Genomic DNA, 24,080 nt, shown 5'->3' with positions numbered 1-24,080 from the left:
AGATTGCAAATAGATTAATAAACAAGCCATAATTTATCCTGGATGTTCATCGAACCAAACATTAAAGGGGAACGGCGTGGGTGGATTGAAGTGATCTGCGGCTCAATGTTCTCCGGAAAAACTGAAGAATTGATCAGAAGACTCAAACGGGCCAAGATCGCCAATTTAAAAGTGGAGATCTTCAAGCCAGCCATAGATGTGCGGTATGATGAGATCAAAATCGTTTCCCACGATGAGAATGCGATCCACTCCACTCCTATTGATAGCTCCCAAACTCTTTTATTATTGGCGCAGGAGGCTGATGTTGTGGGTATTGACGAGGCTCAATTTTTTGATGATGAGATCGCAAACGTCTGCGATGAACTGGCACTTCGTGGGGTAAGGGTCATTGTAGCTGGCCTTGATATGGATTATATGGCCAAACCCTTTGGACAGATCCCATTTCTCCTGGCTAAGGCAGATTATATTACCAAGCTCCATGCAATTTGTGTCAAATGCGGGAATATCGCCAATTACTCTTACCGGATCATCCCCAACGAGGAACAGATCATGCTGGGAGCCAAAAATGCATATGAGCCACGTTGCCGCAACTGTTTTACCCTTGACGGGGCATTGGACTGAACATTACATACTTATCCTTCTAAGTAAGAAGCTGTAAAGAGGTCACATCCAGGCTTGTTGTCTCTTTACAGCCTAAGCTTATAATTTTTTACCGGTGATCTTGCCATGGGTGCTCAATTTTTGCCGGCCTTCAGTGTTCATATCAAACACATTTTCTAAGACCAGTCCATTGTCAGCATCTATGACCAGGCTGGAATTTTGAGTGCCTGTAACATTTCCATTTTCAGATTGTAGCCTGCCTTTGCCCGAAAGCTTAACAATATTTCCCTTGATAGACCGCACCGTATAAACTGTTAGCAATTTACCTTTTGTCGGACCAACCCTTGTCATAGATTCCCTTTCCCAGCTATCACCCGGTTTTACCTTCTTATTGGGTAACATGGAAAAAGTTTGGGAGAAAGTCTCCTTCACATCATTTTCATTGAATTTAGATCTGAAGCTTTGAAGCATCCTGTCTTTGGATGCGGCCGGTAAATTTAATCCTGTCACAAGTTCTTCCCCCAATTGATCAATTCCGTTAACCTCTTTGATCTGGCCATTGGCATCAACTTTCATGGTGAAACTTTTTCCTTTCATGGCGGAAAAAAGATTGGTGACCATATTTAAAGGATTGGAAGGATCTCCTGCAGGGGAATCAGAACTAAACTCCATCTTTTGCCCACCCATATCCATAGACATACCAATACGGTCATAAATTACCTTTAGTGTCTTCAACGAACCCTTATCATTTATTACCTGGATGGTATACTTCCAGTTCATTCCTGTGTTCATTTTCCTTTCCTGCATTTCCTGGGCAATGCCCAATGCTATCTCATAAGCATATGACCTTCCCTTTTCCAGGTTGAATCGTAATAACACTTCCTTACCAGGATCAAATACTGCTGCATTATTAATAGAATCCTCAACCCTTGCACTGGTTGTATCGATAGTAGAAATTATAGTGCTATCCTTTCGGGCCGTAACAATTGAATCTTTTTTGGTATCACTCCCTGCATTACCGCATGCAGTTAAAAGAAAAACCATAGCTATTCCAGGACTGAGAAATTTTTTCATACAATAGATTAAAGACAAATTACCAATTAAGGGATGAGCTAAAAAAATGAATAGGCTATTTTCGCAAAAATTCTTTTATCAGGGCATTTACTCAAATATGGACCTTATTTAAAAAAGATGTTTTATTAGAGATAAGGCAGCAATACGCTTTTTATGGAGTGTTGCTCTACGTAGGGGCTACCATATTTGTTCTATATATGGCTGTCGAGAACCCGGCGACCAGCACATGGAATGGACTCTTCTGGATCATACAGCTATTCATCAGTATCAATGCAGTGGCCAAAAGTTTTTTGCAGGAAAACCGCAGCCGGATGCTTTATTATCACACGATTGCCAGCCCGCAAAATTTTGTCCTGGCTAAACTGCTTTTCAATTCCCTGCTAATGCTGGCCATGAGTGCCCTCAGCATGGTGCTGTTTTCTTTATTTATGAATTATCCGGTTAAAAGAACAATGCCCTTTATTGGGATCACTTTTTTAGGCAGCTGGAGCCTGAGCCTGGTTTTTACTTTTTTGGCCGCTATTGCTGCCAAGGCACAGCAAAACGCTGCGATCATGGCTATTTTAGGATTTCCCATCATTGTTCCCCAGCTCCTTGTTTTAATGAAAGTGTCCAACGCAGTATTTGTAACCAATATTCCTGTACCCGCTGCCAATATATTGTTACTGTTTGGTTCCGACATTTTGGTCATACTGCTTGCCATCATTCTTTTTCCTTTCCTATGGAAAGATTGACCGGCTGGCTTCGGGCCATTTCCTAATCTAATACGGCTTAATTTATATTATGACATTGCTCAGGAATGTGTCATCTTTTAAGGTTTACCACAAAAGTCAACTTGCCAACTAACATCCTTCCCTTATTTTTGCTCCCAAATTAAAAAGCGATTGCTGCTTTAATAACCCCAGTGTATGAAAAAATGGTGGTGGAAAATACTGTGTATTGTCCTTCTTGTCTACACGCTTACAGCAGGATTATTATGGAATAATGTTCCCAGGCTGCCGCAATTAAACGAAACGATCCGGAATCTTTACTTCCACGTATGTATGTGGTTTGCCATGATGATACTCTTTATTATCTCCGTTGTGCAGGCAGTAAAATATTTACGTACCAACGACCTTCACCACGATAACCGTTCCAGGGAATACGCTACAGTGGGTATCATATTCGGTATACTAGGCTATGCCACCGGCGCCATCTGGATGTCCTATACCTGGGTGGATCCTAATCGCCCGGCCTATGAATCCTTCAGCCAGATCGCTAAAGAACCAAAACTGATCGGGGCTGCCATTGCCCTTCTTATATATTTTGCCTACCTGGTTCTACGCGATTCCATCAGCGACCTTGACAAGCGGGCCAGGATTGGTGCCGTATATAACATATTTGCTTTTGCATTTTTATTCCCGGCCATCTGGATCATTCCAAGGTTATTACCCAGCCTCCACCCGGGAGGTGAAGGACCTGGAGGTGTCAGAACCGATAACCCGGCTCTTGACTTCAAAGCGCTTTCGCCGCAAATGCGTTTGGTTTTTTATCCCGCTATCATTGGCTGGACCTTATTGGGTGTCTGGATCACCAGTTTGAAAATAAGGTTGAAGGCCCTGAAAGAAAAAACATACTTACACTAATGATAAAACGAACCTTTCTTTCTATTTTATCCATTTTTATTTGCCTGGTACTTTTTGCACAGGACAGTAGTACGGTCCCGATGGCAGATGAACTGCGTAAAAACGGAAAGATCTATGTTGTGGTAGCAGTTATTATCACCATATTCATTGGTATCATACTTTACCTCATCCGCCTCGACAGGAAGATCTCAAAATTGGAAAACAATAATTCTTAATCTTAAATAGAAGTTCATGTCAGCTAACGAAGAATACAGTTTTTTTGGCGCCGTCGAAAAAAGCTTTGATAGAGCAGCAAAATTCACCAACTGGGATCCTGGTATCCTGGAACAGATAAAAGCTTGCAATGCTGTGTACCGTATGAAATTCCCTGTACGCATGGATGATGGCCGCATAGAGGTTATCGAAGCATACCGCGTACAGCACTCCCAGCACAAAACGCCTTGTAAAGGTGGTATTCGCTTTGCCGCGGAGGTTAACCAGGATGAAGTAATGGCTCTCGCTGCCTTAATGACCTATAAATGCGCCATCGTAAATGTGCCTTTTGGTGGTGGTAAAGGTGGTATCAAGATCAATCCAAGAAAATATTCAGTGTACGAACTGGAAAAAGTAACCCGTCGATATACTGCCGAACTGGTAAAGAAAAACTTCATCGGGCCGGGCACTGATGTTCCTGCTCCTGACTATGGAACAGGCGAAAGAGAAATGGCCTGGATCGTGGATACCTATGCCAGCTTACGTCCTGGTGAGATTGATGCTGCAGGTTGTGTAACAGGTAAGCCTGTAACACAAGGTGGTGTTCGTGGCCGCAGGGAAGCAACAGGTATGGGAATCTTCTTCGGTATCCGCGAAGTTTGCCAGATGCCAGATGTAATGGAGAAGTTAGGACTACCTGTAGGTGTGGAAGGTAAGAGAGTGATCGTGCAGGGTTTAGGTAATGTAGGATACCATGCAGCCAAATTCTTCCATAACGCAGGTGCCAAGATCATTGCCCTTGCTGAATATGAAGGCGCGGTTTATAGTGAAAATGGCCTGGATGTGGACGCTGTATTTGAGCACCGCAAAAAAACAGGATCTATCCTGAACTTTCCCGGCGGATCTAATTTTGCCAAGAACACGGATGCGCTGGAATACGATTGCGATATCCTGATACCGGCAGCTTTGGAAAACGTGATCAATGGAGAAAATGCTCCACGCGTAAAAGCAAGGATCATTGGTGAAGGTGCCAACGGTCCTCTAACGCCTGAAGCTGATGAAGTATTTGTTACAAAAGGAACATTGGTTGTACCCGATATGTACCTGAATGCAGGTGGTGTTACGGTCTCCTATTTCGAATGGTTAAAGAACCTTAGCCACGTTCGTTACGGACGTATGGAAAAGCGTTTCACAGAAAATATGAACCAGCACATTCTTGGCCAGATCGAGGAATTGACCAACAGGCAGGTTAGTGCAAGGGAAAGACAATTTATCATGCATGGCCCGGAGGAAGTGGACCTGGTTCACAGCGGCCTGGAAGAGACTATGATCACTGCTACCCGCGAGATCATGGAAGAGTGGAAAAAGAATCCTCAAATACCTGATATGCGTACAGCAGCGTATGTTGTGGCCATCAACAAAGTGGGCACCAGCTACGCCGAGTTAGGTATCTTCCCATAGTATGAACATGAGAAAACCAATATCGCCCTGTTCCCAATGGAATGGGGCTTTTTGTTGATAATATTTTGAAAGGATTACTGGGACTTACACTTATTGCTTTTATGCTCATAAGCTTTACCGGATCCTGGTTCAGCGTTCGAATTATTTATTGCTCAACACCACCAGGTCCATTGGGTTTACCATAACTTGTTTAACGAATGATCCTTTCGTAAATACATTTTTAAATTTACCCGTTTGCAAAGCCTGATGTTTGAATAATACAGGTTTATTACTTCGGTTAACAATAACAATTACTTCTTCGTTTCCCAATTTCCGGCTAAATGCATATACCTTCTGTTGATCATTTGTTGCCAGGGTGGTATAATTTCCAATCCTTACAGATTTATATTGTTGGCGTAGCCCGATATATTTCCTGTACCAATTAAATAAATCCTGGTCGAATCTCACTTCATCGGGGCTATGCTTTGTTTGATCAGGATTAAAAGTTTCCGCATCATATTTCTTTTCCGGCCATACCATAGGTTTGCGGCAATCAGGGTCATTGGCTCCCCACATTCCGGCTTCATCGCCATAAAAAAACATCGGTGATCCTAAGTATAGCATTTGGAAGGCTATGATCAGTTTCTGCTTTTTTCTTTGCTCCGGGGTAGGTTTGCGGGCGTTGTAATTTTTATTATTACTCTTTTGACTCCAGTTGAAATACTTACCCCAGTCGCCAAACTTTCTACCATCCGGGTTAGCCACGGCGCTAGCCAGGCGGGTGGCATCATGGCTGTTCATAAGGTTTTGCATATTCAAAGCCACGTTTTCTCCAAAAGCCTCTCTTAATTCTTTCAGCCTGCTATCGAATTCAGTAACAGTTGAAGCGCTTGTATCCTGCACAAAGAAATCGTGCACGATAAAAGCAAAATTGTAATTCATGGTAGCGTCAAACTCATCGCCCTTTAAATAAGGCCTGGTTTGATCAATAGGATAAACCAATTCTGCAGTTAAATAAGCATTGGGGTTGATACTACGTACCCATTTGCGCCAGTCTTTCCAGAAAGGATGACCAACATCATAAGCCACATCAAGTCGCCAGCCATCAATACCAAAAGAAGTGCCCTTGTTCATAGGGTTCATCCAGCGGCTGGTGGAATTAAAAATGTATTGCTTAGGACCTGCAACGATGCCACTACTATCTTCTTTTAATTCAGGTAAAGTCTTTACCCCAAACCATCCCTTGTATTCGAACCTGGTGCCTTTGGCACTATCCCGCCAGCTGTCTACCTCGAACCAATCTTTATATACAGATGCCTGCTGGTTTTTAATTACATCCTGGAAGGCAAAATTCTTTACGCCCATGTGGTTGAATACACCATCAAAGATGATGTACATCTTTCGTTTATGCACTTCTTCTATCAGCTTCAATGCAAGCAAATCAGCCTTTGTCCATACCCAGCTTTCCGGTTTCAAGGGATCCTCATGCTCCATCATTATTTTATCCCCTGCGGGGTCTGGTCCAAAAGTTGGATCTACATGATGATAACATAGTGCATCGTATTTGTGAGAGGAAGGAGACCAAAAAATCGGCGTCAGGTAGATAGCATTAACACCCAATGATCGTATGTAATCCAGTTTATTGATTATCCCTTGCAAATCACCGCCATACCTTCTTCGCTGTATATTGAAGTAAATCCCTTTACCATTTTCCTGTTCGTAAGGTTGCAACTGGTACCAGTCGCTGGTCCAGGGGTGTATCTGGAAGGCTGATGTGTCATCAAATGGATATGCGCCATTTTGATCATTCAGTTTCGGGTCATTGCCCGGGTCACCATTGTTAAATCTTTCGGGAAAGATCTGGTACCATACAATCCCCTTGCTCCACTGGGGAGTAAAGTCTTCCTGCGCAAATCCTGGTAATGTATGTAATAAAAAAAACTGGACTAAAAGAACTGTGGTAATGAATGGCTTCCTGATCATTTCTACAATTTGAAATGTACGTGTGCACTAAGTTGAGGTATTAGTTCCGTATGGGCAAAAGTGAACTTCAAATCAACTAAAATATCTGCTGGCTTGCCTGGGCTATTCACAGCGATAGCCAACTGCATGCAATAGCTTGATTATTTGGTTAACCCGGCTTTTCATTCTGCGCTTCAAAACCATATCGCACTGCCGCTTTAAGTATTTCAATATTTATATCTTTCAGGGTTTTGAACTTAATGCAATAGCCTGTCACACTCGCCTTGCCAATTGTTTCCCCATATGTTGTAGCTAAGAATGTCTTATCATCGATGCCAAGGATATAGACAGAGATCCCGCTTTTATTGGCACTAATGCCAATTTGATAAAACTCCCGTGTTTTCCCATCAGCATTTGTAATGGTTTGAAATCCATACCCTATATTAGGATTAGAAACAACCTTATTTTCACTGTTTTTACCATCCAGGAACCATAATTTAGCTCCGGGCATTATTTCAGGTATGATGCGGTGCAGCTCTTGCAAGTCACTACGTTTTGGTTCTGGTTGACTTGTAATATACTCCTGGATTTGTTCTTGTACGCTCATATAAAAGTTTAGGTCATTTCACTTTGGTTTTTACCTAAAGGCTCTGGTTTCAGATTCAAACCTTAGCCATTTTTTTATTGGCCTTTACTTTCCAATAAATACCCCCTCCTATTAATCCAAGTATAAAGCCTAAAGGACCGGTAATAAAGATTCCAGCCAACGGCCCTGGTTTCCCCCAATATGAAAAATAATAGGACCTAAAAATCCAGCAATAAACCCGAAAGTTCCAACAATGAAACCTCCCAATAATATGGATGATTCCAGTCCCAACGATTGAAACCCGGATTTTTTCCATACGAAGATGGCAACACCTGAAGCAATCAATAGTGAAAAGAGTATCCGTAGTATTGAAGATTCGCTAACATTTCGATTCAAAGCAAAAGACATTAAATAAATAAAATAATAACAGGCAATAAAGGCAAAAAATGTTATGAAAATTCTCAAGGCAGTTTTCATGCTCAGAAGTTATCATTAAATCTACAGAATATAATTGCTTATTACAATAGCATTGCCTTTCATGGACCACAACCAAAAACTTTATTTCCAGGGAAGAATAATTACGGTCCATCCGGGGTCTTCCCTTCCTGGATTTGTGCCATGGGAGACCCCGGGAGCACTCCAGGCAAAGCATCGTTTAAGTGCACTACATTAAATCCTTCTACTCCATTTTCATAAATGATACACTTGAATGTTTATAATCTCTAAAATCATTTAACAAGCTTACGGTCCACCCGGGGTCTTCCCTTCCTGGATTTGTGCCATGGGAGACCCCGGGAGCACTCCAGGCAAAGCATCGTTTAAGTGCACTACATTAAATCCTTCTACTCCATTTTCATAAATGATACACTTGAATGTTTATAATCTCTAAAATCATTTAACAAGCTTACGGTCCATCCGGGGTCTTCCCTTCCTGGATTTGTGCCATGGGAGACCCCGGGAGCACTCCAGTTAAAGCATCGTTTATGTGCACTACATTATATCCTTCTACTCCATTTTCATAAATGATGCACTTGAATGTTTATTATCTATAAAATCATTTACCAAGCTTGCAGTCCACCCGGGCTCTTCCCTTCCTGGATTTGCGCCATGGGAGACCCCGGGAGTACTGCAAGTAAAGCATCGTTTATGTGCATTACATTATATCCCTCTACTCCATTTTCATAAATGATGCACTTGAATGTTTATAATCTCTAAAATCATTTACCAGGCTTGCATTCTTTCCGAGGCTCCATTTCTGTAAGCCAAAACCAGTACCATTTTAAGGCACATTGGATTTAGAAAAACTTATTTGTACTTTTCTAATCCTTAAATCCAATACCATGACCACCATCATCAAAAAGCAGTGTGGTACGATACTGCTTCTTTCCTTGCTTATACATTCACAGGCACAGGATCGTGCACAGGATCACAATGCATCAATGAGTAATTTTACTGCCAGTAAGGCAAAACTGGATGATTGGACTTTTGGTGTAAACGGTGGTGCCTCCTTTACTGTTCGTAGCAACGAAAGCAGTCTGTTCAGGGGCAATAGTATGGCAGCCAAAATATTCAGCCGTTATCATTTTGGGAATATCGGTCTTGGCTTTTCAGGCGGAAACATTACCGGCGCCATCAGTGGCGATGCATTGAATAAGTTTATGGTTGACCGAAAATTGCAGCAGGCACAAATTAATAAATCAAACCCCTCCAATAGTTATTTACTGTTTGGTCCTTCATTTCGCTTTGGCAACAGGGTAATGGTAATTGCTGATATACAAGGCGGTATGTTTATAAACAATCCCGGTTCTGTATCAGTTGCACAAGCAGGTGCAGCTCGCCAACTATATCGTTTTGAGGGAGCGGCAAAAAATTTGTTCCCGGGTTTTTCAGGAAATATTAGCCTGGCTTATCCTATTAATCATTCTACCCGTTTCGTTATTAATTCGGAATACCTGCATTCAAAATCTTCTATCCGAGTGTATGATCCGCAACAGGGTATTGATATACCTGTTGAACAGGAGCGTCCTTTAAGATTATTTGCAATGGGTATAGGAATTACAAAATCATTTGGATCAAAAAGAGATGCTGGAAGTGAAATGACTGCAGAAAAAAAACATGTGGGCAATGTAAAATATGGGAACAGGATAATAAGAGAAAGTGAGGCCACCGGTGAAAGAATAATATCAGCTACACAACGATATGCCATCAATACAATTGGAACTGCAGCTGCTAATGGCCGCATTACGAATAATGAAAATTGTGGACCAGTTACACAAAAGATCACCTACCCCGATGGAACGTCAGAAGAATTATCATTTGTTTGCCTGGGTGATGCAGCAATCTATAATGAACGGACAAATAAGACGGTTACCGTACCCAAACAAACACAGGGAACTACTTTTGGAGAAAAAGTAAATGCAGGATTACATGCCGCGGGTAGTGCACTATCGCAGGGAGCTTCAAGAGGGGTTATATCTGGCAGAGTGAGCTGGAGTGCCAACAATTCTGCTGGAATAATAACCAACCAAAATGCCGTAAGCTCTGTTGGCAGTATTTCTGGCGGTGGTAGTGGTTCAGGATCAGCTTCCTATGCCGCAACCGGTAAAATGATGTCATATTCAACATCACCAACAGGTATTGCAACTACTATTTATACCAGGGAAGCAGGGAGTGGTATGGCAACAGGTAAACGATCAGCCAGGGAAAATGGCAGTGGCATGGCTACCGGGAAAAGACAATATACGCCTGTATATAAAGAAGGGGAAACAAATACATGCACCGGCTGCGTGGTTGCCATAAAACTTGTTGCACATGAAGCAACACATGTGGTGCAACAAACACAGGCACAAAACAACCCATTATATAATGACAATGGCCACCAGGGAACAAACCCGCTGTATGAAGACAACGGCAATTTAAGAAAAGGCGCAGATAACGATTGCGATGGTGTTGCGGGGTTAAACATTTATTTGATAGATATAAATAACGGTGCCGTTGTAGCCAATACAAAAACTACTACCTATGGCGATTTCTTTTTTGCCAATGTACCTTCTGCAAGCTACCTGGTAAGAGTAAAGGGTGGTGTTAGCAGAACAAAAATTTACGAGGCAACTGTCAACGGCAAAGGGAAGGTGGATATGGCCGGCGAAATAACGGCATCTGGTGACCATTGGGTTATGCAGCTCAATACCGAAAATAACAATATGCAAAAAGCCGGTATAAGCACATCCCGTTCAAACAACAGGCCCCGCTCTATAAATATCATAGAAACCGACATAGATGGCAATGGTGAATTTGAGCCAGCCAAAATAATAATGGAGTTTGATGATGGTTCTTCAATGGATGTTACGGGCAATTCAAAGATCACTTCAGCTTTCGGCAATAAAAAAGTAGTGGTACGTGGTTGGGATCCTAAGAAAAAAGAACAAAAAACAAACAACACCAACCCAACTACAGAATATGCTATAAGCATTGACAGCGATAACGAAATAACGATTACCAGCCAATACGAAAATGGAACAAAAAAAGAAGCACGGGTTATTTCAAAAGTAAGTTATCACCCCAATGTAATTCAATGGATAATTCCTGTTAATGATACGAATGCTGATGCGGCCGTTATTAAAACCAAAACAAAATCAAATCAATCTAATGACCGCATGGTTGATGTTGCGAATGGTGGCAATGACAATTCCAGATCATACACAAAAACATTACTCAGTTTTATTGGTGATGTTGATGGCGATGGTATTTCAGAAATTTTAACCGGCAATACATTCGCTGCTTCAAACCGCACAATTAACCAGGGCGCTTCCCTTCTTGGAGGAGCATTGCCCGGAGGGGCTGTTATTTCTGCTTTTGCAATGCCTGGCAATCCTATTGGCGGTATCATAGTAAAAGGTGGTAAAAATCCTGGCGGTAGTTTACGTACAACACAAACGAATGAACACGGTGAATTTGAATTTACCGCAATGGAAAAAGGGACCTACTCCATTTCTGCGGAAGTAACCTATTATTTGGATGATGAAACAATAGTAACTGTTGGAGATGAGGAGTATGTTGACGGTGAAGAAACAGCAGAAAGAAAAGGATGGGATGGAACGGCAAAAGGGGGATCCAAAACAGTTGTAAAAATTGATGATGGAATTGCAGCGAGAAAAGGATGGGATGGAACGGTAAAAGGTGGATCGAAAATAAATGCAATTGAGGACAATAATTCATCCGCAAAACAATCTGCCGAACAGGATCATAATTCATCGAGTTCCAATAAAGCAGAAATCATTGTAGAAAATAACCCGGGTGATGGAACTACAGCAAAATCAATAGTTAACACTACAAAAAGTAATACCAAAGATTTCCTGGTATCGTTGGATGAACTGGATGAATTATTAAACGCAGATAAAACGACATCCCTTTCCGCTATCCAGTCAATAAAAGAAAATAGCCGCGTATTAAGAAGTTCTTACCAAAAACTGGAAAATAGTCTACAAAGTTCTGGCGATGTAGAAAAAGCGGTAAATGATGCAGATACAAATTTTGTTGTTTTGCTTGGCTCTTTAGGAAAGCTTGGACAGCACTATAATTCTATTAGCAATGTACTCAAAACGAAACACGATACGGCAAAAAACTCTGTCGGTAACATACGGTAATAACATTCTTTTTATATGCTTTCCAGCTATCTATAGACTATACTATATTCAGAAACCCTATCCGTAGTTTGCAACTACGGATAGTTTTTTCTTCATTACGTATTTTATAGCCAGTATCTGACATGAGACATTAAGTTAAAAGAAACTGTCATTAGTTACAAACTAAGGACAGCGCTTAGTTACTTATTTATTGTTTTCTGAGAAGACTACAAATAACAGGGAGTTTTGAAATTAATTGCAATCCTGGTTCCAGAAGTGTAAATTGCTAGTTGCGCGGCAGGCTTCAGAGAATTCAAAAATGTATTTGACATAATATTGAACCAATGATTTGTAAACGAATACTTCCAGATCCTGGACTAAGGGACTACATCAGGGAGTATTTGACAATGCACCTGGTTTTTGACGACACTTCTATACCACCGCCAGCAAAAGCATATCCTGTCAATCCAGAGGAAGGAATAAGATTCCTGGTAAGAGGAACTCTTTTTGCTGAATGCCCTGATTTAGGAACGTATGAAAAAAGACCAACTATCACCATTTTAGGGCAACCGATTAGCCGTCAGAATTTATATGTATCGCATGAATATTTAATGATTCATATAAGATTTCAACCTGGAGGCTTATTCAAATTATTGAGAATACCAATGACTGAACTTGTTCATCAGAATTTTGATGCAGAACTCATAATGGGTCAAGAGATAAAAGAAGTGCAGGAGCGATTAACTGAGTCTGAAAGTTACTATGCCATGCTGATCATATTGAATAATTATTTCCAAAAGAAAGTTAGACAACTTAAGAACATTAGCCAGCCAATTGATAAAATAGGACAATTGATTTTGAAAAATCCAAATGAATTTAGTTTAAATAAAATAGCCAAAGAGGCATGCCTTAGCCATAGGCAATTTGAAAAAAGATTCTCTCAGCATATAGGCATTACACCAAAATATTATGCCCGGATATGCCGCTTTTATCAGGCATATGAACTTAAAGAATATCAACCAAACCTTGACTGGTTAAGTGTAGCAATACAAACAGGATACAATGACTATCAACATCTTGTAAAAGATTTCAAACAATTCGCAGGTACCACTCCAAATGCTTTAATCCAGGAAAGTTTGAATAACCCCGAACGCAGATTTAATATTTCGAATGATTTCAGGGGAGTTTGAAAACAACGATTTTTTACCACCAAACCAGTTCTATAACAATTGATATTTGTATTGTACAATTAAAAACAACATTACAATGCAAAAATCATTTATCCTTAAGGGGGAAGAAAGCAGGCTCGCAGAACCCTACAATCTTTTAGGACATCCGGCCTGCCTCAAAGTTGGTGGAGGCGACACGCAAGGGCAATTGAGTTTGTTTTATGGTGAGTATTGTAAAAATCAAGGACCACCGCTTCATTTACATGATGTGGATGAAACTTTCTACATTTTAGAAGGAGAGTTCATATTTCAAACAGGCGACACGAAAATTTCAGTAGCTGCCGGTGATACAATTTTTGTACCCAGGAATATGCCACATACTTATGTCACAATTAGTGATACAGGCAAGATGCTTTTTATGGTTAATCCAACCGGGCCAATAGAGAAGCTTTTTGAAAAATTAAGTTCCTATAATGAGATGCCATCAATTGAGGAGCTTGCAGGGTTACACGAAACATTTGGACTTACAATTGTTGGGCCGCCCATAACGCAAAGCTAATTGTATTAACAAATTAGCTGACAAAAACGAACACAAAAGGAATGCAAATTTTATTGATAATAATTAAAATAAATTGTATGAAAATGTTATTGATTAGTGCAACCGCACTTCTTTACCTTATAAGTTGTAACGATGCTAAAACTTCTTCTGACACCTTAGCCAATAAAAGCAAACCTGCTCCAACGGAAAACACACTAGAAACCAAAGAAGAACAAAATAAGCAAACTGCACTTTTATGTATTCGGGCCTGGAGTAATGGCAACATAGATGAAATTGTAAAACATCTTGCTCCCAATACGGTTGATTTGGGAGATGAAAGTACACCACCTGCCAGAGGTATTGATAGTGTAAAATTATTTATGCAATTGTGGAATTCTTCAGTCAAAAATTATACATCAGATAATGAATTAGCGGTCTCCGACGGAGATCATGTTTTTGTATATGCAGGATGGAGTGGAACTTTCAAAAAGGATTTTATGGGTATGAAAACAACAGGAAAATCATTTAAGTTTAGAGACGTTGATATTTTTACATTCAATGATGAAGGTAAGATCACAGAACATAGGGCAGTTCACTTTAGTACCGTTTTAAAGCAGCTTGCCACCCAATCAAAATGAAACCTATGTTAGCGGTTATTCTCATTATGCATTTCATCCAATGACATTCCAATACCATAATTCAAAGGGAAAGTAATATTTAAACTGTCCGAACGAAAGTTTACATAAGGTTTGCTCCCATAGGAAATTAAAAGAACACCATTTTTTAAACCATTACTGAAAAGTGTAATTGTACGCTTGGCCAGGAACTTTCGTGGAGATTCTGGTTTAATGTTACGTTTTAACACATTTTTCATATTGTCCAACATCGGCTGGTTTGTCAAAACCATCGAATCATTATGTTCTTTGTCATTAATTACGATCCTGTCCGCCTTATCTACTATCTGGTCATATTTGCTAATCCGCCAATCTTTGCAGGAAAATAGTCCAAATGAAACTGCTATGATTATAAGACGTTTCATACTATAGCCGCTAACGGAGAAGGGGTTGCTGTCAGTAGGTGCATTTAAAAAACGCAGCTTCACTTTCTTTCCGTTGCTTAATAAAGATAATAAGTTGAAATATACTCGTCAGCACCTATTGCAGTTAAACCATGTTATAAACCGTTTATCTTAATCAACTCGTTTATATGTGGAAGTCATTGTTACTGCTGGGTACTCAATTTCCATCACCAGTTCACCGGGAGCCAGCTTAACAACTTTTGTTTTTACCTTGTCGTTCCTTCCATCCATGTACAAAACCTGTGTTTTACTCTCATACCTCCAAGTGCCATGTGAAATACCAAACCTTGCTGAACAGTCGGTATAGCTGCCATCGGTTTTATAGGTCACATATATTGCTTCACTGGCAGGTACATCTGAACCCTTCCCCTGAGCCGACATAGTAGTCAATACCCACTGCTTACAGAAAAGTTTCATCGTGTCTTGTTTATTAAGACACGCTTGCTTGTTCTGTGAAAGAGCATTCGATAAGAGGCAAAAAGTAAGGCTTATCAATAAAGTTGCTTTCATAGTAAGTTTCGGTTTCTCGCTCTTAGAATGGCTTATAACGGAAATGGCTTTTTGTCAGGTGCGGTTTTAATAATTCGTCTCCCAAATTTCAGCACTTAACCGATGAGCAATATAAAGTATAATTTTTATTTCTTAACCGCACTTGCAAAAAGCCGCATGTTGTACACTGTTACGCTCTAACTTTTGATGGTTAATTTCCAGTAGTTCTGCTCCTCTTCTATAAACAGCCTATTGGTATCAAACCATTAAATGTAATCAGGGAAAATATCTTGTTTTAGATGGAAGTATGCTTTGGTTATAAATCGTCTATTTAGCAATTCGTGTGCCCGTAACCGCTGATGAATAAAATTGTTTGTTGAAGTTATGATTAAATGATTAAGGTTGCTTGTCAAGCCTGAACTGCTGCTTGGATTTTTACCGCTGCCGATTGTACTTCCGTCCATCCACAATTGCGGGAAACCCTTTGTTGTGCGTTCGTGCTTCTAATGAGAACATTCTGTCAAATTATTTTCCCCGTCTTACGTTCATACCAAAAGTCGTTTGAACAGCATTGTACCATTCTTCATCAGTTTGCGCATTCCAATCAACCCATTGTTCGTCTGTCATAGATGCCCGCCATCCTAAAAATGGAATTGCAGATGGTCCCACAGGATGTTTCAATTGCCAAGCTTCACCATTTGCAATTTCAAGCATTGCATCGGCTACTAATGAAGGAGGTGTTGGTTGTTTGAGCGTTTCTTCGAACATAGCTCCAAAACGAAGTACCTGTGGATATTCAGAATGGCTATCCACACTAATATCATGTGCCATTTTTGTATCAATAATGCCTGGTTGCATTAATGATACTCTGATATTAAATGGTTTCACTTCTTGTGCTAAAGATTCTGTAAGAGCCTCCAGGGCAAACTTGCTGGCGCTATATGCACTTAAAGGTGTACAGGCAATTTTTCCTGAAACCGAGCCAACGTTTATAATACAGCCATTTTTATTTTTTCTCATTTGAGGCAGCACTGCCTGAGTGCATCTGATGACACCAAAATAATTAGTCTCCATTATTGCTTTGAAATCAGCCAATGGCAATTCTTCAATTGAACCATGACGCTCTATGCCAGCATTGTTTATCAATACATCTATGGTTCCATGCTCTTTAATAATAGTTTCAATGCAATGTTTAACTGATTCATCTGAATCAACGTCCATTTTATAAATAATGACTGCCAATGATTCGTCGGCAATATATTTTTTTAAGGATGCCGCAGCATCAGGGTTTCTCATGGTCGCAAAAACTTTATAACCTCCACGTGCAAATGAAAGGGCAGTTTCAAATCCAATACCTTTACTTGTTCCTGTAATTAATACTGATTTCATAATGATTTAATTTTATTGCCTACTTTAATTGGTTTTCGGCTTTCCCTGATTGATGTCAAGTTAGTTTTATTAAATCATTATTTAAGAACGTGGTATCTAAATAGCATGAAGCACAACGGATAGAGTATTCTGAAGTATCGGTATATGGAAAACTGCTATTTCATTTACTTCCTTCCGTTGATTACTGTTTGTTGTTGAAAGATAGTTCTTCAGCCGCTATTTTACCGATACAGTGTTAGCGGCTATTTTGTCAATGTTTTTATTAGAAGAATTAAAATGTAGATAGGTCGCAAAAAGTCCTAACAGATGTAACGTTGCCATACACACTATGTACCCGTCAAGCAGCCTATTGCCCTCATAAACACCATCTATATCCGAATGCCCTGCAAAGTTTAGAAACTCTTGATAAATGACAAATACACATACAGCCCCTGGCACTATAATCCATGAGAGAAAGGAGAAAAAAGCATTAATCTTTTTTGCGGAGTTCTTATTTAAAAAAAGGGTTAAAGACATAATTGCAATAAATCCAGATAGTAGAATTGTCAAAAAAACTGTCAATACAAATCCATCGTCTGTAAACCATTAAATCTTGTACTTACTACCGTCATGAGCTATAGAAAGTAATATTCCTGAAACTGTTGTTAGTCCGAAGGGCAGTAATGCTGTTAACTTGTAGTATTTAGATAGTGAAGTCATTTCAAGAATGGCAGTAGTAAGCAATCAAATTGCCGCTAATGTTGAAACATTTGCGATGGTATGGCTATAGCGAACTGCCTGCCTGGTACAAATGCTAAATTGAAAAACTGGTGCTCAAGTTAAGAACTAATGACCAACAGCGTAATGTCTGCCGAAACTGAAGGTGAAAAATGATTTGGAGCCGATGCTTCAATATCCAGCCATGCTATTGCAAATGCACTGTTGGCAGCAGGCTTCTGTCATTGCAACTGTCAAACTATTTCTTTATTGGTTTTGATGCTTTCTTCACCTTGTCAGGTCGTTTTCTGTCTGAAATTGATTTGACAATGGTCTATCCGCTAATTAATTGTTTTGGGTCTTTAACTTTCGATAGCGAGTTTGCATATGCTTCTTTAACAAGTTTCTTCATATATGCTTTAGGAAAGGTTTTTTTTGCTGTCACAAGGATGTAGCGATACTGGTTGCCCTGTCCCAAGAGTATTTTGTCTGGGTCTGAAATTTCGTTGCCCCAATAAAATCCGAAGTGAACGTTTTTACTTGACCTTCCAACTGCTATGGAACAAATGGTGTGTCCAACTTTGTCTGTCGGGCTCCAGCCAAAAGCAACAGCATTATAGTTGTCATATATTAATTCATTGGCTTTTGGACATAAATCCCAAGCAAAGTCCCTTAGCCACATAACTAAGTCTATTGTGTCGTTACCAAATGGCTTGAGAAATTTTAAGAGGTCTTTTGTCTGCTCTTTACTCATTTGTCAAAGTTTTGGTGTCACTACTGCTTGATGCCTACGGAGCGAAGCTTTGCGAAGGTTGGGAATTTGCTTTTGCTTCAGCTTTCATTTCGGCTTTTTCGTTGGTTTAGTTTCGCCTGTTGAAATATAGTTATTCAGCCCAACTTTTACAAAGGTCTTGTTAGCCGCTTTAGCGTCTTCCCCAAATAACTCCCATTGTATACGTAGATGAATCAGTGTTAGCCGTGCAAAATCCGAACCCCGTTGGAAGCAGCAATTAAATTGTTTTCATCTACATAAATTCTTTTGCAAGAAATCATTGAGTTCTTTCGGTGAAATGTCCTTTTTCACAATGACGCCTTTGTCGTCCACAAGAAAGTTCGTTGGATAACTGTCAATGCCTAAGTTTTTGGCTTCTTTGCCGGCTAAATCCAGGTACTGCGGCCACGGAAGTCCGGTTCGTTGAATCACTCGTTGCCAGTCCCCTTGGTGTTCTTTTTTATCAACCGATATGCCCACAATAAAGAATCCATTTGCATTATGGTTTGCATATACTCTTTTTAAATCGGGTAGTTGTTGAAGGCACGGCTGACAGTGCGAATACCAAAAATCAATGAGGGTAAACTTGTTTTTCTTTACTACCTCCTGTACAGGCAGGGTAGGCTTTATGTCCAAATTGGGAAAGGTTGTTCCTGCCGACAATATCAGTCTTTTCGACACGATCTCAATCAAATGTAGGTAGGTGTTTGACCGTTTGAGCTGTGGCGAAAATAATTTTGTATTGGCCAGAAGTCTTTGATTGTCATCGTTATTTTGGATGTAAGCTAAATCAAAGAACAAATCCCACAACGCTACATAAGAATTGGGATGCAGGCCAATGTAGGCTTTCATTAATTTTTGTTTGGCTTGCATATCCATTACCCGGCCCGTCACCGAATCCACGGCTTTGCTGTAAAATCGTTTCAGCCGCTCGTATTCCCGGTTTGATTGGGTGTTGATCTTGTTGCCCAGAGAGTGGCTTTTTGAAAGGTTGTCAACGGTGAAGGTCACGTCATCTCCGCCGTTTAAAAAATAGAAAGAAGAATTATGGACAACATTGTTTTGGACATCATAATAGGACGCAAAAAACGGGTGCGGATAAAGCATTGTGCCCCTTAGGTCAATTTCGCCGTTTTTTACCATTTTCCCGGGTAAATGAAGCGAATCTTTTTTTATACCGGACAAGGTGTAATCGTTAAAGGTCACAGGGAAACCACCGACTTGTATAATCAGGTTGGAGTCTTTGTAATAAGCCGACGTCCCGGTAATTTTAAACGGTTTAGGCTTTTGGGCCTGCAGAAATAAGGGGAAGAAAAAGAGGGTCAGGAAAATTTTTGGAGCCATACAAACAAAGTTGAATTAAATTGGAAAACGTAAATGATCTGAATAAGATTCATTTTAAGAAAGTTTCCATAAAGCGGCTAACGGAACGGGTATTTGTGCAGTGGTAACCTCTGTGTTGCGTCAGTTTTGTTTAAAGATATAAAGCTGAATTGAAAATCGGAAGCTGATAACATGCACGGTAGCCACCATTGCTTGAATACAGAAGTCGAATAGAATCGCAACGCAGACCTTTTATTCAACAGTTAAATAGTATTGCGTCTGACCGATATGTAGCCGATATGCAATTTATTGCCGATGTTTATTCCGTCTGCCAGCATAGCGGAAAGCCGTTGTTGGCTGCACGGTAAACAGTACTACTTCCTTGTTTCTATTACGATTGTGCCTGTACTTTGAACAACCTGATTTTTATTTCATCTTTTCGAATTCTACATTTCTTGCTCGGTCAACACTGATTTTTAATTTCTGAACCTTGCCGTTTCTATCTCTGATAAAGTAGAGGTTAAAGTCTCCCTCAGGCGATGCAAAACCATCTTTGTACAAAGGCAATAGCGAGTACACCTCATCAGGTTTCAATCGCATGCTGAGGCTATCTTTTACAATTGAAATGATGACGGATGAAATCGTCTCTTCTGAAAAAAAAGTTCCCTCATATTCACGAAGTCGATTGGTGGTCAGTGAAGCTGTTTCTGTCCTTGTATAACTGATGGTGTCTCTACCAGGAATAATAAAGTAGAGCCCTTTGTTTCTATTCATTAAAAACTCTTGACTTCCTACGCGGAATTTATTTTCTGCCACTGCCTGAAGTGGTGTCTCATAAATAAACAAGCTATCTTTTTTCACTGTCAACTTAAATCCGGTCCCATCCCTTTCATTTTTGTACCACCCTTTGTAGTTCTTTAGAGAGGCTTCGGAGGGTTTATAGGAAGCGACCTGTACATTTTGCTGCTCTGAGCGGTCGGTTACAAACAGTTTTCGAATGGCATCCGTCACTGTTGTAAAGTTTTGTGGTGTATTGCTTAGAATAGCAATTGAAAGCTTCAATTCAGGATAGAATATGATGTGAGCCCGGTAACCTGCCGTAGCTCCACCATGACTGATTGTGTTCCAGCCACCCATCTTTTGCACCACCAAACCAGCAGCATATTCAGCGGCTGCACCATTATTAAATGGTTCAGTTTGCAGTTGTTTTTCAAGGAAGGAAGCACCTGCCAATTTCCCATTTAAATAAAACGAGTTCCACTTCAAAAGGTCTTCTGTCGTGGTGAGCAAGCCACCATTGCCATATACGTATTCATTAGGCATGTTGATTTGAAAATCATTCCCGGTACTGGAATAGGCTATGGCGCGGTTGGGTACAATACGATTAGGATTGTCCCTCCAAGATGTATGGAGCATCTGAGCCGGTTCAAAAATGTACTTCCTGGTAAAGTCAGCTAAAGACAATCCACTGACCCGTTGTACAATGATGGCTTGCAAGTTGTAATTGGAGTTACTGTAGATGTATTCATCACCCGGCTTATTATTTAAACGCTTTTGGCGAGCAATAATTTCAAGTGCATCGTTATTGGTGTAAAACTTTGTCGTTCTACCCCAACCGGTAAGATCAGCAACACTTCCCCAGTCTCTCAACCCGCTGGTATGATGCAAGAGATGTCGCAGTCGGATAGTGTGACCATAATCAGGTAGTTCAGGGACATATTTACGTACATCATCGTTTACAGAAAGTTTGCCTTGCTGTTCCAGCAAAAGGATTGCTGCAGCTGTAAATTGTTTCGATACTGAACCCGCTTCCAAAATGGAGTTAGTTGTGAGGGGTACCCCATGTTCCAGATCTGCCATTCCCCATGCTTTCGAAAAAATGATTTCTCCGTTTCTTGAAATGGACAACTGAACCCCTGGGCTTTGCAGCTGATAGTATTGGCTGACTACCTTTTCAATTTGTATGATTGTATCCTGCCAGCTTTGTGCAAAAGACAGATTAAATAAAAAAACAAAACTTGCAACCAAGTAAACTTTTCTCATAATACAGTTTTTATGTCTGACCAATTGCAGCCAACGGAGAGAGGCTTACCGAAGCAGGGGCAGTCTGTGATCCTTCTTCTTGGCCTTATTTCTAATGTTCATTAAAGATAATAAGCTTGGCTTATGTTCCTAAGCCACCTGTTTTGGCAAGCCTATGTTAGCCAAATTGGTATTTCACTGTTTCGTCAAAAAATAGATCCGACCATCAGCATAGGTGGTCATTTCAGAAAAATTAAGAACCTCGAAAAATAGCTTATCTGAAACAATGAGTTGCGGAGCTGTTTTCCGACAAGAACCACCGTAGCCATAAAACAAGGTGGTTCCTTCTAGCGATTGACGGCTGCTACTCTCATTCCTAATTAAATGATCAATACTGAACGAAGGCTTTAGAATGGCTGCAGTATCATCGAATAATGCAAATTTCACTTTGTCGCTGTCAATTCGTAGATGTTTTCCTATCTGACTTTGTATAACGGTCTCTTTCTGGCCACTTCCTCCTGTTTTACCAATAGCTGTTATTTTCCAATTGCCAAACAACTTTGGTAGATCATTTGAACTAAGGGTGTCAATAAAGGAGTCAGCAATGAGCGTTTTATATGTAAAGCTGCTATCATCGGTTAACTCTTCACTTTCTGGAAATGGAGTTTTTCTCTCCTTACATGAGAAGAAAATGCAAGTTGTTATCACTAAAATTAATCGGAAATGCATATTTAGATTCGGCCAACGTCCATCGGCTTGGCGTTCGGTGGGGAATTGTTATTCGTCCAGCCGATAAGCGAAGCTGATGAGAATTTTTGATGATGAAATTAAGAACTTATGATGATTAGACTTTCGTCTGCCAGAACTAATGCTGTAGCGATTTGCGGATGCGAATTTATTGTCCAACCCCACTGACACCAAACCGCCGTTACCGACATGTCATTGTCGTCCAAACTTCACATAACCAAGAAAGTTGCAAATACTCAGTACAATAAAGAACAAACCAGCCAATATGAAAATTGTAAAAACAATATAGTTGAAAATCTCTTCACCGGCGAGTACAAACTTCTTCGGGTCGTCTGGGTCATACCGCACAAGTACCTCAGTGTTTATTAAGCTCCTATAAGAACGGATTTTACTCAAATCGGTTGAAGCATAAAGAAAGGGTTTTGCAGTTACAGGCTCGCCGGTAAGTGGTTTAAATTCGATGACTGGTGTTTTGTAGCCCCTGTTTCCAACTTGATAAGATAAAATTCTGCCTACGCTTTCGATGCCCTTCTCTTGTAGCTTTTTCAGAAGTCCAACAGCCATAATGCCCATGTAAAAAACTAATGAACCTACTATTAGCATACAAATAGCTGGATTGATGAACATGGAAAAGAAAAAGACGATAACAATAAGTATCCAATATTTCTGAATATATTTCATAGAAGGATAAAGCAGTTGTGGTTTTATTTTATCATCCGCCTTATAATGTGAAGTGACTGCTTTCTGTGTTCCTGCCGCTTCATTTACTTTGCCTTATTGATTGCGTTTTGTTGCTGAAAGATAGCTCCGAAGCAGTCATTTTACAAATACAGTGTTAACCGCCATTGCATTGGAAAGAAGCCAGTAATCTCTTTCTCTTACGTTCTTGTATCGTTTTTGAAGTCCCTCCTATAAACATTACCAATCCGAGGATTATCCAATAACCTCCACCCGTAATGTGTGGCTTCAAATAGTTTGGACTTCCACTTACAATGAAATCACCAAATTCAGAAAAAACTGACCTTACCCCTATGATGATGCCTAACAAACCAAAGAACGCAGAAAACACTGCTAATTCATACCAATTGTCAAAGTGTGGCTTGTTTTTTAAAGCATAAAACGAGAAAGCTGTATGCCGCTCCGCCGCTTTTCGAACAAGTTCCTCTGTGTAATCATCTATTCTGTTTTCTTGTTTTGCTTTTTTTATAATAACTCCAAACAAATACGCCTCTTCCTCATTGTTAGACGAAAGTTTAGCAGCCTGTTTGAACAAAGGATGGAGCCGTAAAGCAACTTCGCTTGGGAGGGTGCCTCGTATGTACTTTGTGAATTGCATTGAGTTAAGAAGTTGCGGCTAACGGAGAGAGCATTGGTGAAGCAGCGGTATTCAGTGTTCCTTCAGTTTCACTTACTGCCTGGCGTTGATGTTTATTTTGTTGTTGAAATATAGGTATTCTGCCGGTATTTTGCCAAGCATTCATGTAAAAGAGTAGCTTACCCTTCTAAAATTCGGAGGTAAGTTATGAAACAACTCTTTATTGGTTTAGACGTCCACAAAAAAACTTGGGCAGTAACCATTCAGGAAGATCATCTCATACTTAAACGGTTCACTATCGAAGCAGACGCTGACCTACTGATTGGCTACGTAACAAGGCATTTCCCGCATCACCAGGTACAGTGTTGTTATGAATGTTGCTGCTGCGGCTATCATATTTATCATTCCCTTACTGCTGCTGGTTGGCAGGTACTGGTG

General features: G+C 40.2%; 22 protein-coding genes. 9 read left to right on the top strand and 13 right to left on the bottom strand.

Features of this window, described 5'->3' with window-relative positions; translation table 11 throughout:
- Positions 1 to 42: 42 nt before the first annotated feature.
- Positions 43 to 621, top strand: a complete 579-nt coding sequence (locus BP74_RS13335; protein ID WP_496374851.1) for a thymidine kinase — start codon at positions 43 to 45, stop codon at positions 619 to 621.
- Positions 622 to 699: 78 nt separating this feature from the next.
- On the opposite strand, the gene BP74_RS13330 is transcribed toward BP74_RS13335, so the two are convergent.
- Positions 700 to 1,674: a DUF6263 family protein gene (locus BP74_RS13330; protein WP_496374850.1), complete on the bottom strand. Its 975-nt coding sequence runs from the start codon at positions 1,672 to 1,674 to the stop codon at positions 700 to 702.
- 50 nt (positions 1,675 to 1,724) lie between these two features.
- On the opposite strand from BP74_RS13330, the gene BP74_RS13325 reads away from it, so the two are divergent.
- The 4 genes from BP74_RS13325 (at position 1,725) to BP74_RS13310 (ending at position 4,952) form a co-directional block, all read left to right on the top strand.
- Positions 1,725 to 2,408 carry a heme exporter protein CcmB gene (locus BP74_RS13325; RefSeq protein WP_496374973.1) on the top strand — a complete coding sequence of 228 codons (684 nt, stop codon included), beginning with the start codon at positions 1,725 to 1,727 and terminating at the stop codon, positions 2,406 to 2,408.
- A 174-nt stretch (positions 2,409 to 2,582) separates the two neighbouring features.
- Complete coding sequence (locus tag BP74_RS13320) at positions 2,583 to 3,299, top strand: ABC transporter permease (RefSeq protein ID WP_496374849.1); 717 nt, start codon at positions 2,583 to 2,585, stop codon at positions 3,297 to 3,299.
- The gene (locus BP74_RS13315; RefSeq protein ID WP_496374848.1) at positions 3,299 to 3,514 is read left to right on the top strand and encodes a CcmD family protein; all 216 of its coding nucleotides are present in this window, start codon (positions 3,299 to 3,301) and stop codon (positions 3,512 to 3,514) included. The genes BP74_RS13320 and BP74_RS13315 overlap by 1 nt, the downstream gene beginning before the upstream one ends.
- A 16-nt stretch (positions 3,515 to 3,530) precedes the next feature.
- Positions 3,531 to 4,952 carry a Glu/Leu/Phe/Val family dehydrogenase gene (locus tag BP74_RS13310; protein ID WP_496374847.1) on the top strand — a complete coding sequence of 474 codons (1,422 nt, stop codon included), beginning with the start codon at positions 3,531 to 3,533 and terminating at the stop codon, positions 4,950 to 4,952.
- Positions 4,953 to 5,093: 141 nt separating this feature from the next.
- On the opposite strand, the gene BP74_RS13305 is transcribed toward BP74_RS13310, so the two are convergent.
- From BP74_RS13305 to BP74_RS13295, 3 genes are all read right to left on the bottom strand, one after another.
- A complete protein-coding gene (locus tag BP74_RS13305) occupies positions 5,094 to 6,914 on the bottom strand; it encodes a glycoside hydrolase family 13 protein (RefSeq protein WP_496374846.1) in 1,821 nt (606 codons plus the stop codon).
- Between the two features lie 148 nt (positions 6,915 to 7,062).
- The gene (locus BP74_RS13300) at positions 7,063 to 7,500 is read right to left on the bottom strand and encodes a DUF1801 domain-containing protein (protein WP_496374845.1); all 438 of its coding nucleotides are present in this window, start codon (positions 7,498 to 7,500) and stop codon (positions 7,063 to 7,065) included.
- Positions 7,501 to 7,629: 129 nt separating this feature from the next.
- A complete protein-coding gene (locus tag BP74_RS13295) occupies positions 7,630 to 7,956 on the bottom strand; it encodes a hypothetical protein (protein ID WP_496374844.1) in 327 nt (108 codons plus the stop codon).
- A gap of 863 nt (positions 7,957 to 8,819) precedes the next feature.
- Between BP74_RS13295 and BP74_RS13290 the strand changes: the two genes are divergently transcribed.
- From BP74_RS13290 to BP74_RS13275, 4 genes are all read left to right on the top strand, one after another.
- A complete protein-coding gene (locus BP74_RS13290; RefSeq protein WP_496374843.1) occupies positions 8,820 to 12,125 on the top strand; it encodes a carboxypeptidase-like regulatory domain-containing protein in 3,306 nt (1,101 codons plus the stop codon).
- 323 nt (positions 12,126 to 12,448) lie between these two features.
- On the top strand, positions 12,449 to 13,294 hold the full coding sequence (locus BP74_RS13285) for a helix-turn-helix domain-containing protein (RefSeq protein WP_496374842.1): 846 nt from the start codon (positions 12,449 to 12,451) through the stop codon (positions 13,292 to 13,294).
- 76 nt (positions 13,295 to 13,370) lie between these two features.
- Positions 13,371 to 13,832: a cupin domain-containing protein gene (locus BP74_RS13280; RefSeq protein WP_496374841.1), complete on the top strand. Its 462-nt coding sequence runs from the start codon at positions 13,371 to 13,373 to the stop codon at positions 13,830 to 13,832.
- A gap of 77 nt (positions 13,833 to 13,909) precedes the next feature.
- Positions 13,910 to 14,449 carry an ester cyclase gene (locus BP74_RS13275; RefSeq protein ID WP_496374840.1) on the top strand — a complete coding sequence of 180 codons (540 nt, stop codon included), beginning with the start codon at positions 13,910 to 13,912 and terminating at the stop codon, positions 14,447 to 14,449.
- A gap of 8 nt (positions 14,450 to 14,457) precedes the next feature.
- On the opposite strand, the gene BP74_RS13270 is transcribed toward BP74_RS13275, so the two are convergent.
- The 9 genes from BP74_RS13270 to BP74_RS13230 all read right to left on the bottom strand — a co-directional run bounded on the left by BP74_RS13270 (position 14,458) and on the right by BP74_RS13230 (position 23,663).
- Positions 14,458 to 14,850 carry a hypothetical protein gene (locus BP74_RS13270; RefSeq protein ID WP_496374839.1) on the bottom strand — a complete coding sequence of 131 codons (393 nt, stop codon included), beginning with the start codon at positions 14,848 to 14,850 and terminating at the stop codon, positions 14,458 to 14,460.
- A gap of 150 nt (positions 14,851 to 15,000) precedes the next feature.
- On the bottom strand, positions 15,001 to 15,306 hold the full coding sequence (locus tag BP74_RS13265; RefSeq protein WP_496374838.1) for a hypothetical protein: 306 nt from the start codon (positions 15,304 to 15,306) through the stop codon (positions 15,001 to 15,003).
- A 597-nt stretch (positions 15,307 to 15,903) separates the two neighbouring features.
- Positions 15,904 to 16,767 carry an SDR family oxidoreductase gene (locus tag BP74_RS13260; RefSeq protein ID WP_496374837.1) on the bottom strand — a complete coding sequence of 288 codons (864 nt, stop codon included), beginning with the start codon at positions 16,765 to 16,767 and terminating at the stop codon, positions 15,904 to 15,906.
- Positions 16,768 to 17,797: 1,030 nt separating this feature from the next.
- Positions 17,798 to 18,217: a hypothetical protein gene (locus BP74_RS13255; RefSeq protein ID WP_496374836.1), complete on the bottom strand. Its 420-nt coding sequence runs from the start codon at positions 18,215 to 18,217 to the stop codon at positions 17,798 to 17,800.
- A 267-nt stretch (positions 18,218 to 18,484) separates the two neighbouring features.
- A complete protein-coding gene (locus BP74_RS13250; protein ID WP_496374835.1) occupies positions 18,485 to 19,579 on the bottom strand; it encodes a TlpA family protein disulfide reductase in 1,095 nt (364 codons plus the stop codon).
- A gap of 405 nt (positions 19,580 to 19,984) precedes the next feature.
- Positions 19,985 to 21,586 (bottom strand): serine hydrolase domain-containing protein, encoded by a 1,602-nt coding sequence (locus BP74_RS13245; protein WP_496374834.1) that lies wholly within the window; start codon positions 21,584 to 21,586, stop codon positions 19,985 to 19,987.
- A 189-nt stretch (positions 21,587 to 21,775) separates the two neighbouring features.
- Positions 21,776 to 22,309, bottom strand: coding sequence for a hypothetical protein (locus BP74_RS13240; RefSeq protein WP_496374833.1), 534 nt, complete (start codon positions 22,307 to 22,309; stop codon positions 21,776 to 21,778).
- Positions 22,310 to 22,519: 210 nt separating this feature from the next.
- On the bottom strand, positions 22,520 to 23,008 hold the full coding sequence (locus BP74_RS13235) for a DUF3592 domain-containing protein (RefSeq protein WP_496374832.1): 489 nt from the start codon (positions 23,006 to 23,008) through the stop codon (positions 22,520 to 22,522).
- A 154-nt stretch (positions 23,009 to 23,162) separates the two neighbouring features.
- Positions 23,163 to 23,663, bottom strand: a complete 501-nt coding sequence (locus BP74_RS13230; protein ID WP_496374831.1) for a hypothetical protein — start codon at positions 23,661 to 23,663, stop codon at positions 23,163 to 23,165.
- Positions 23,664 to 24,080: the final 417 nt, after the last annotated feature.

The organism is Flavisolibacter ginsengiterrae DSM 18136 (assembly GCF_059568575.1).
This window is presented reverse-complemented; position numbering and strand designations above follow the sequence as displayed.

Excerpts from the sequence above, each read along its gene's own strand:
- BP74_RS13335 (WP_496374851.1), top strand. The coding sequence starts at position 43 with ATGTTCATCGAACCAAACATTAAAGGGGAACGGCGTGGGTGGATTGAA.
- BP74_RS13330 (WP_496374850.1), bottom strand. The coding sequence starts at position 1,674 with ATGAAAAAATTTCTCAGTCCTGGAATAGCTATGGTTTTTCTTTTAACT.
- BP74_RS13320 (WP_496374849.1), top strand. The coding sequence starts at position 2,583 with ATGAAAAAATGGTGGTGGAAAATACTGTGTATTGTCCTTCTTGTCTAC.
- BP74_RS13315 (WP_496374848.1), top strand. The coding sequence starts at position 3,299 with ATGATAAAACGAACCTTTCTTTCTATTTTATCCATTTTTATTTGCCTG.
- BP74_RS13310 (WP_496374847.1), top strand. The coding sequence starts at position 3,531 with ATGTCAGCTAACGAAGAATACAGTTTTTTTGGCGCCGTCGAAAAAAGC.
- BP74_RS13305 (WP_496374846.1), bottom strand. The coding sequence starts at position 6,914 with ATGATCAGGAAGCCATTCATTACCACAGTTCTTTTAGTCCAGTTTTTT.
- BP74_RS13300 (WP_496374845.1), bottom strand. The coding sequence starts at position 7,500 with ATGAGCGTACAAGAACAAATCCAGGAGTATATTACAAGTCAACCAGAA.
- BP74_RS13295 (WP_496374844.1), bottom strand. The coding sequence starts at position 7,956 with ATGAAAACTGCCTTGAGAATTTTCATAACATTTTTTGCCTTTATTGCC.
- BP74_RS13290 (WP_496374843.1), top strand. The coding sequence starts at position 8,820 with ATGACCACCATCATCAAAAAGCAGTGTGGTACGATACTGCTTCTTTCC.
- BP74_RS13285 (WP_496374842.1), top strand. The coding sequence starts at position 12,449 with ATGATTTGTAAACGAATACTTCCAGATCCTGGACTAAGGGACTACATC.
- BP74_RS13280 (WP_496374841.1), top strand. The coding sequence starts at position 13,371 with ATGCAAAAATCATTTATCCTTAAGGGGGAAGAAAGCAGGCTCGCAGAA.
- BP74_RS13275 (WP_496374840.1), top strand. The coding sequence starts at position 13,910 with ATGAAAATGTTATTGATTAGTGCAACCGCACTTCTTTACCTTATAAGT.
- BP74_RS13270 (WP_496374839.1), bottom strand. The coding sequence starts at position 14,850 with ATGAAACGTCTTATAATCATAGCAGTTTCATTTGGACTATTTTCCTGC.
- BP74_RS13265 (WP_496374838.1), bottom strand. The coding sequence starts at position 15,306 with ATGAAACTTTTCTGTAAGCAGTGGGTATTGACTACTATGTCGGCTCAG.
- BP74_RS13260 (WP_496374837.1), bottom strand. The coding sequence starts at position 16,767 with ATGAAATCAGTATTAATTACAGGAACAAGTAAAGGTATTGGATTTGAA.
- BP74_RS13255 (WP_496374836.1), bottom strand. The coding sequence starts at position 18,217 with ATGAGTAAAGAGCAGACAAAAGACCTCTTAAAATTTCTCAAGCCATTT.
- BP74_RS13250 (WP_496374835.1), bottom strand. The coding sequence starts at position 19,579 with ATGGCTCCAAAAATTTTCCTGACCCTCTTTTTCTTCCCCTTATTTCTG.
- BP74_RS13240 (WP_496374833.1), bottom strand. The coding sequence starts at position 22,309 with ATGCATTTCCGATTAATTTTAGTGATAACAACTTGCATTTTCTTCTCA.
- BP74_RS13235 (WP_496374832.1), bottom strand. The coding sequence starts at position 23,008 with ATGAAATATATTCAGAAATATTGGATACTTATTGTTATCGTCTTTTTC.
- BP74_RS13230 (WP_496374831.1), bottom strand. The coding sequence starts at position 23,663 with ATGCAATTCACAAAGTACATACGAGGCACCCTCCCAAGCGAAGTTGCT.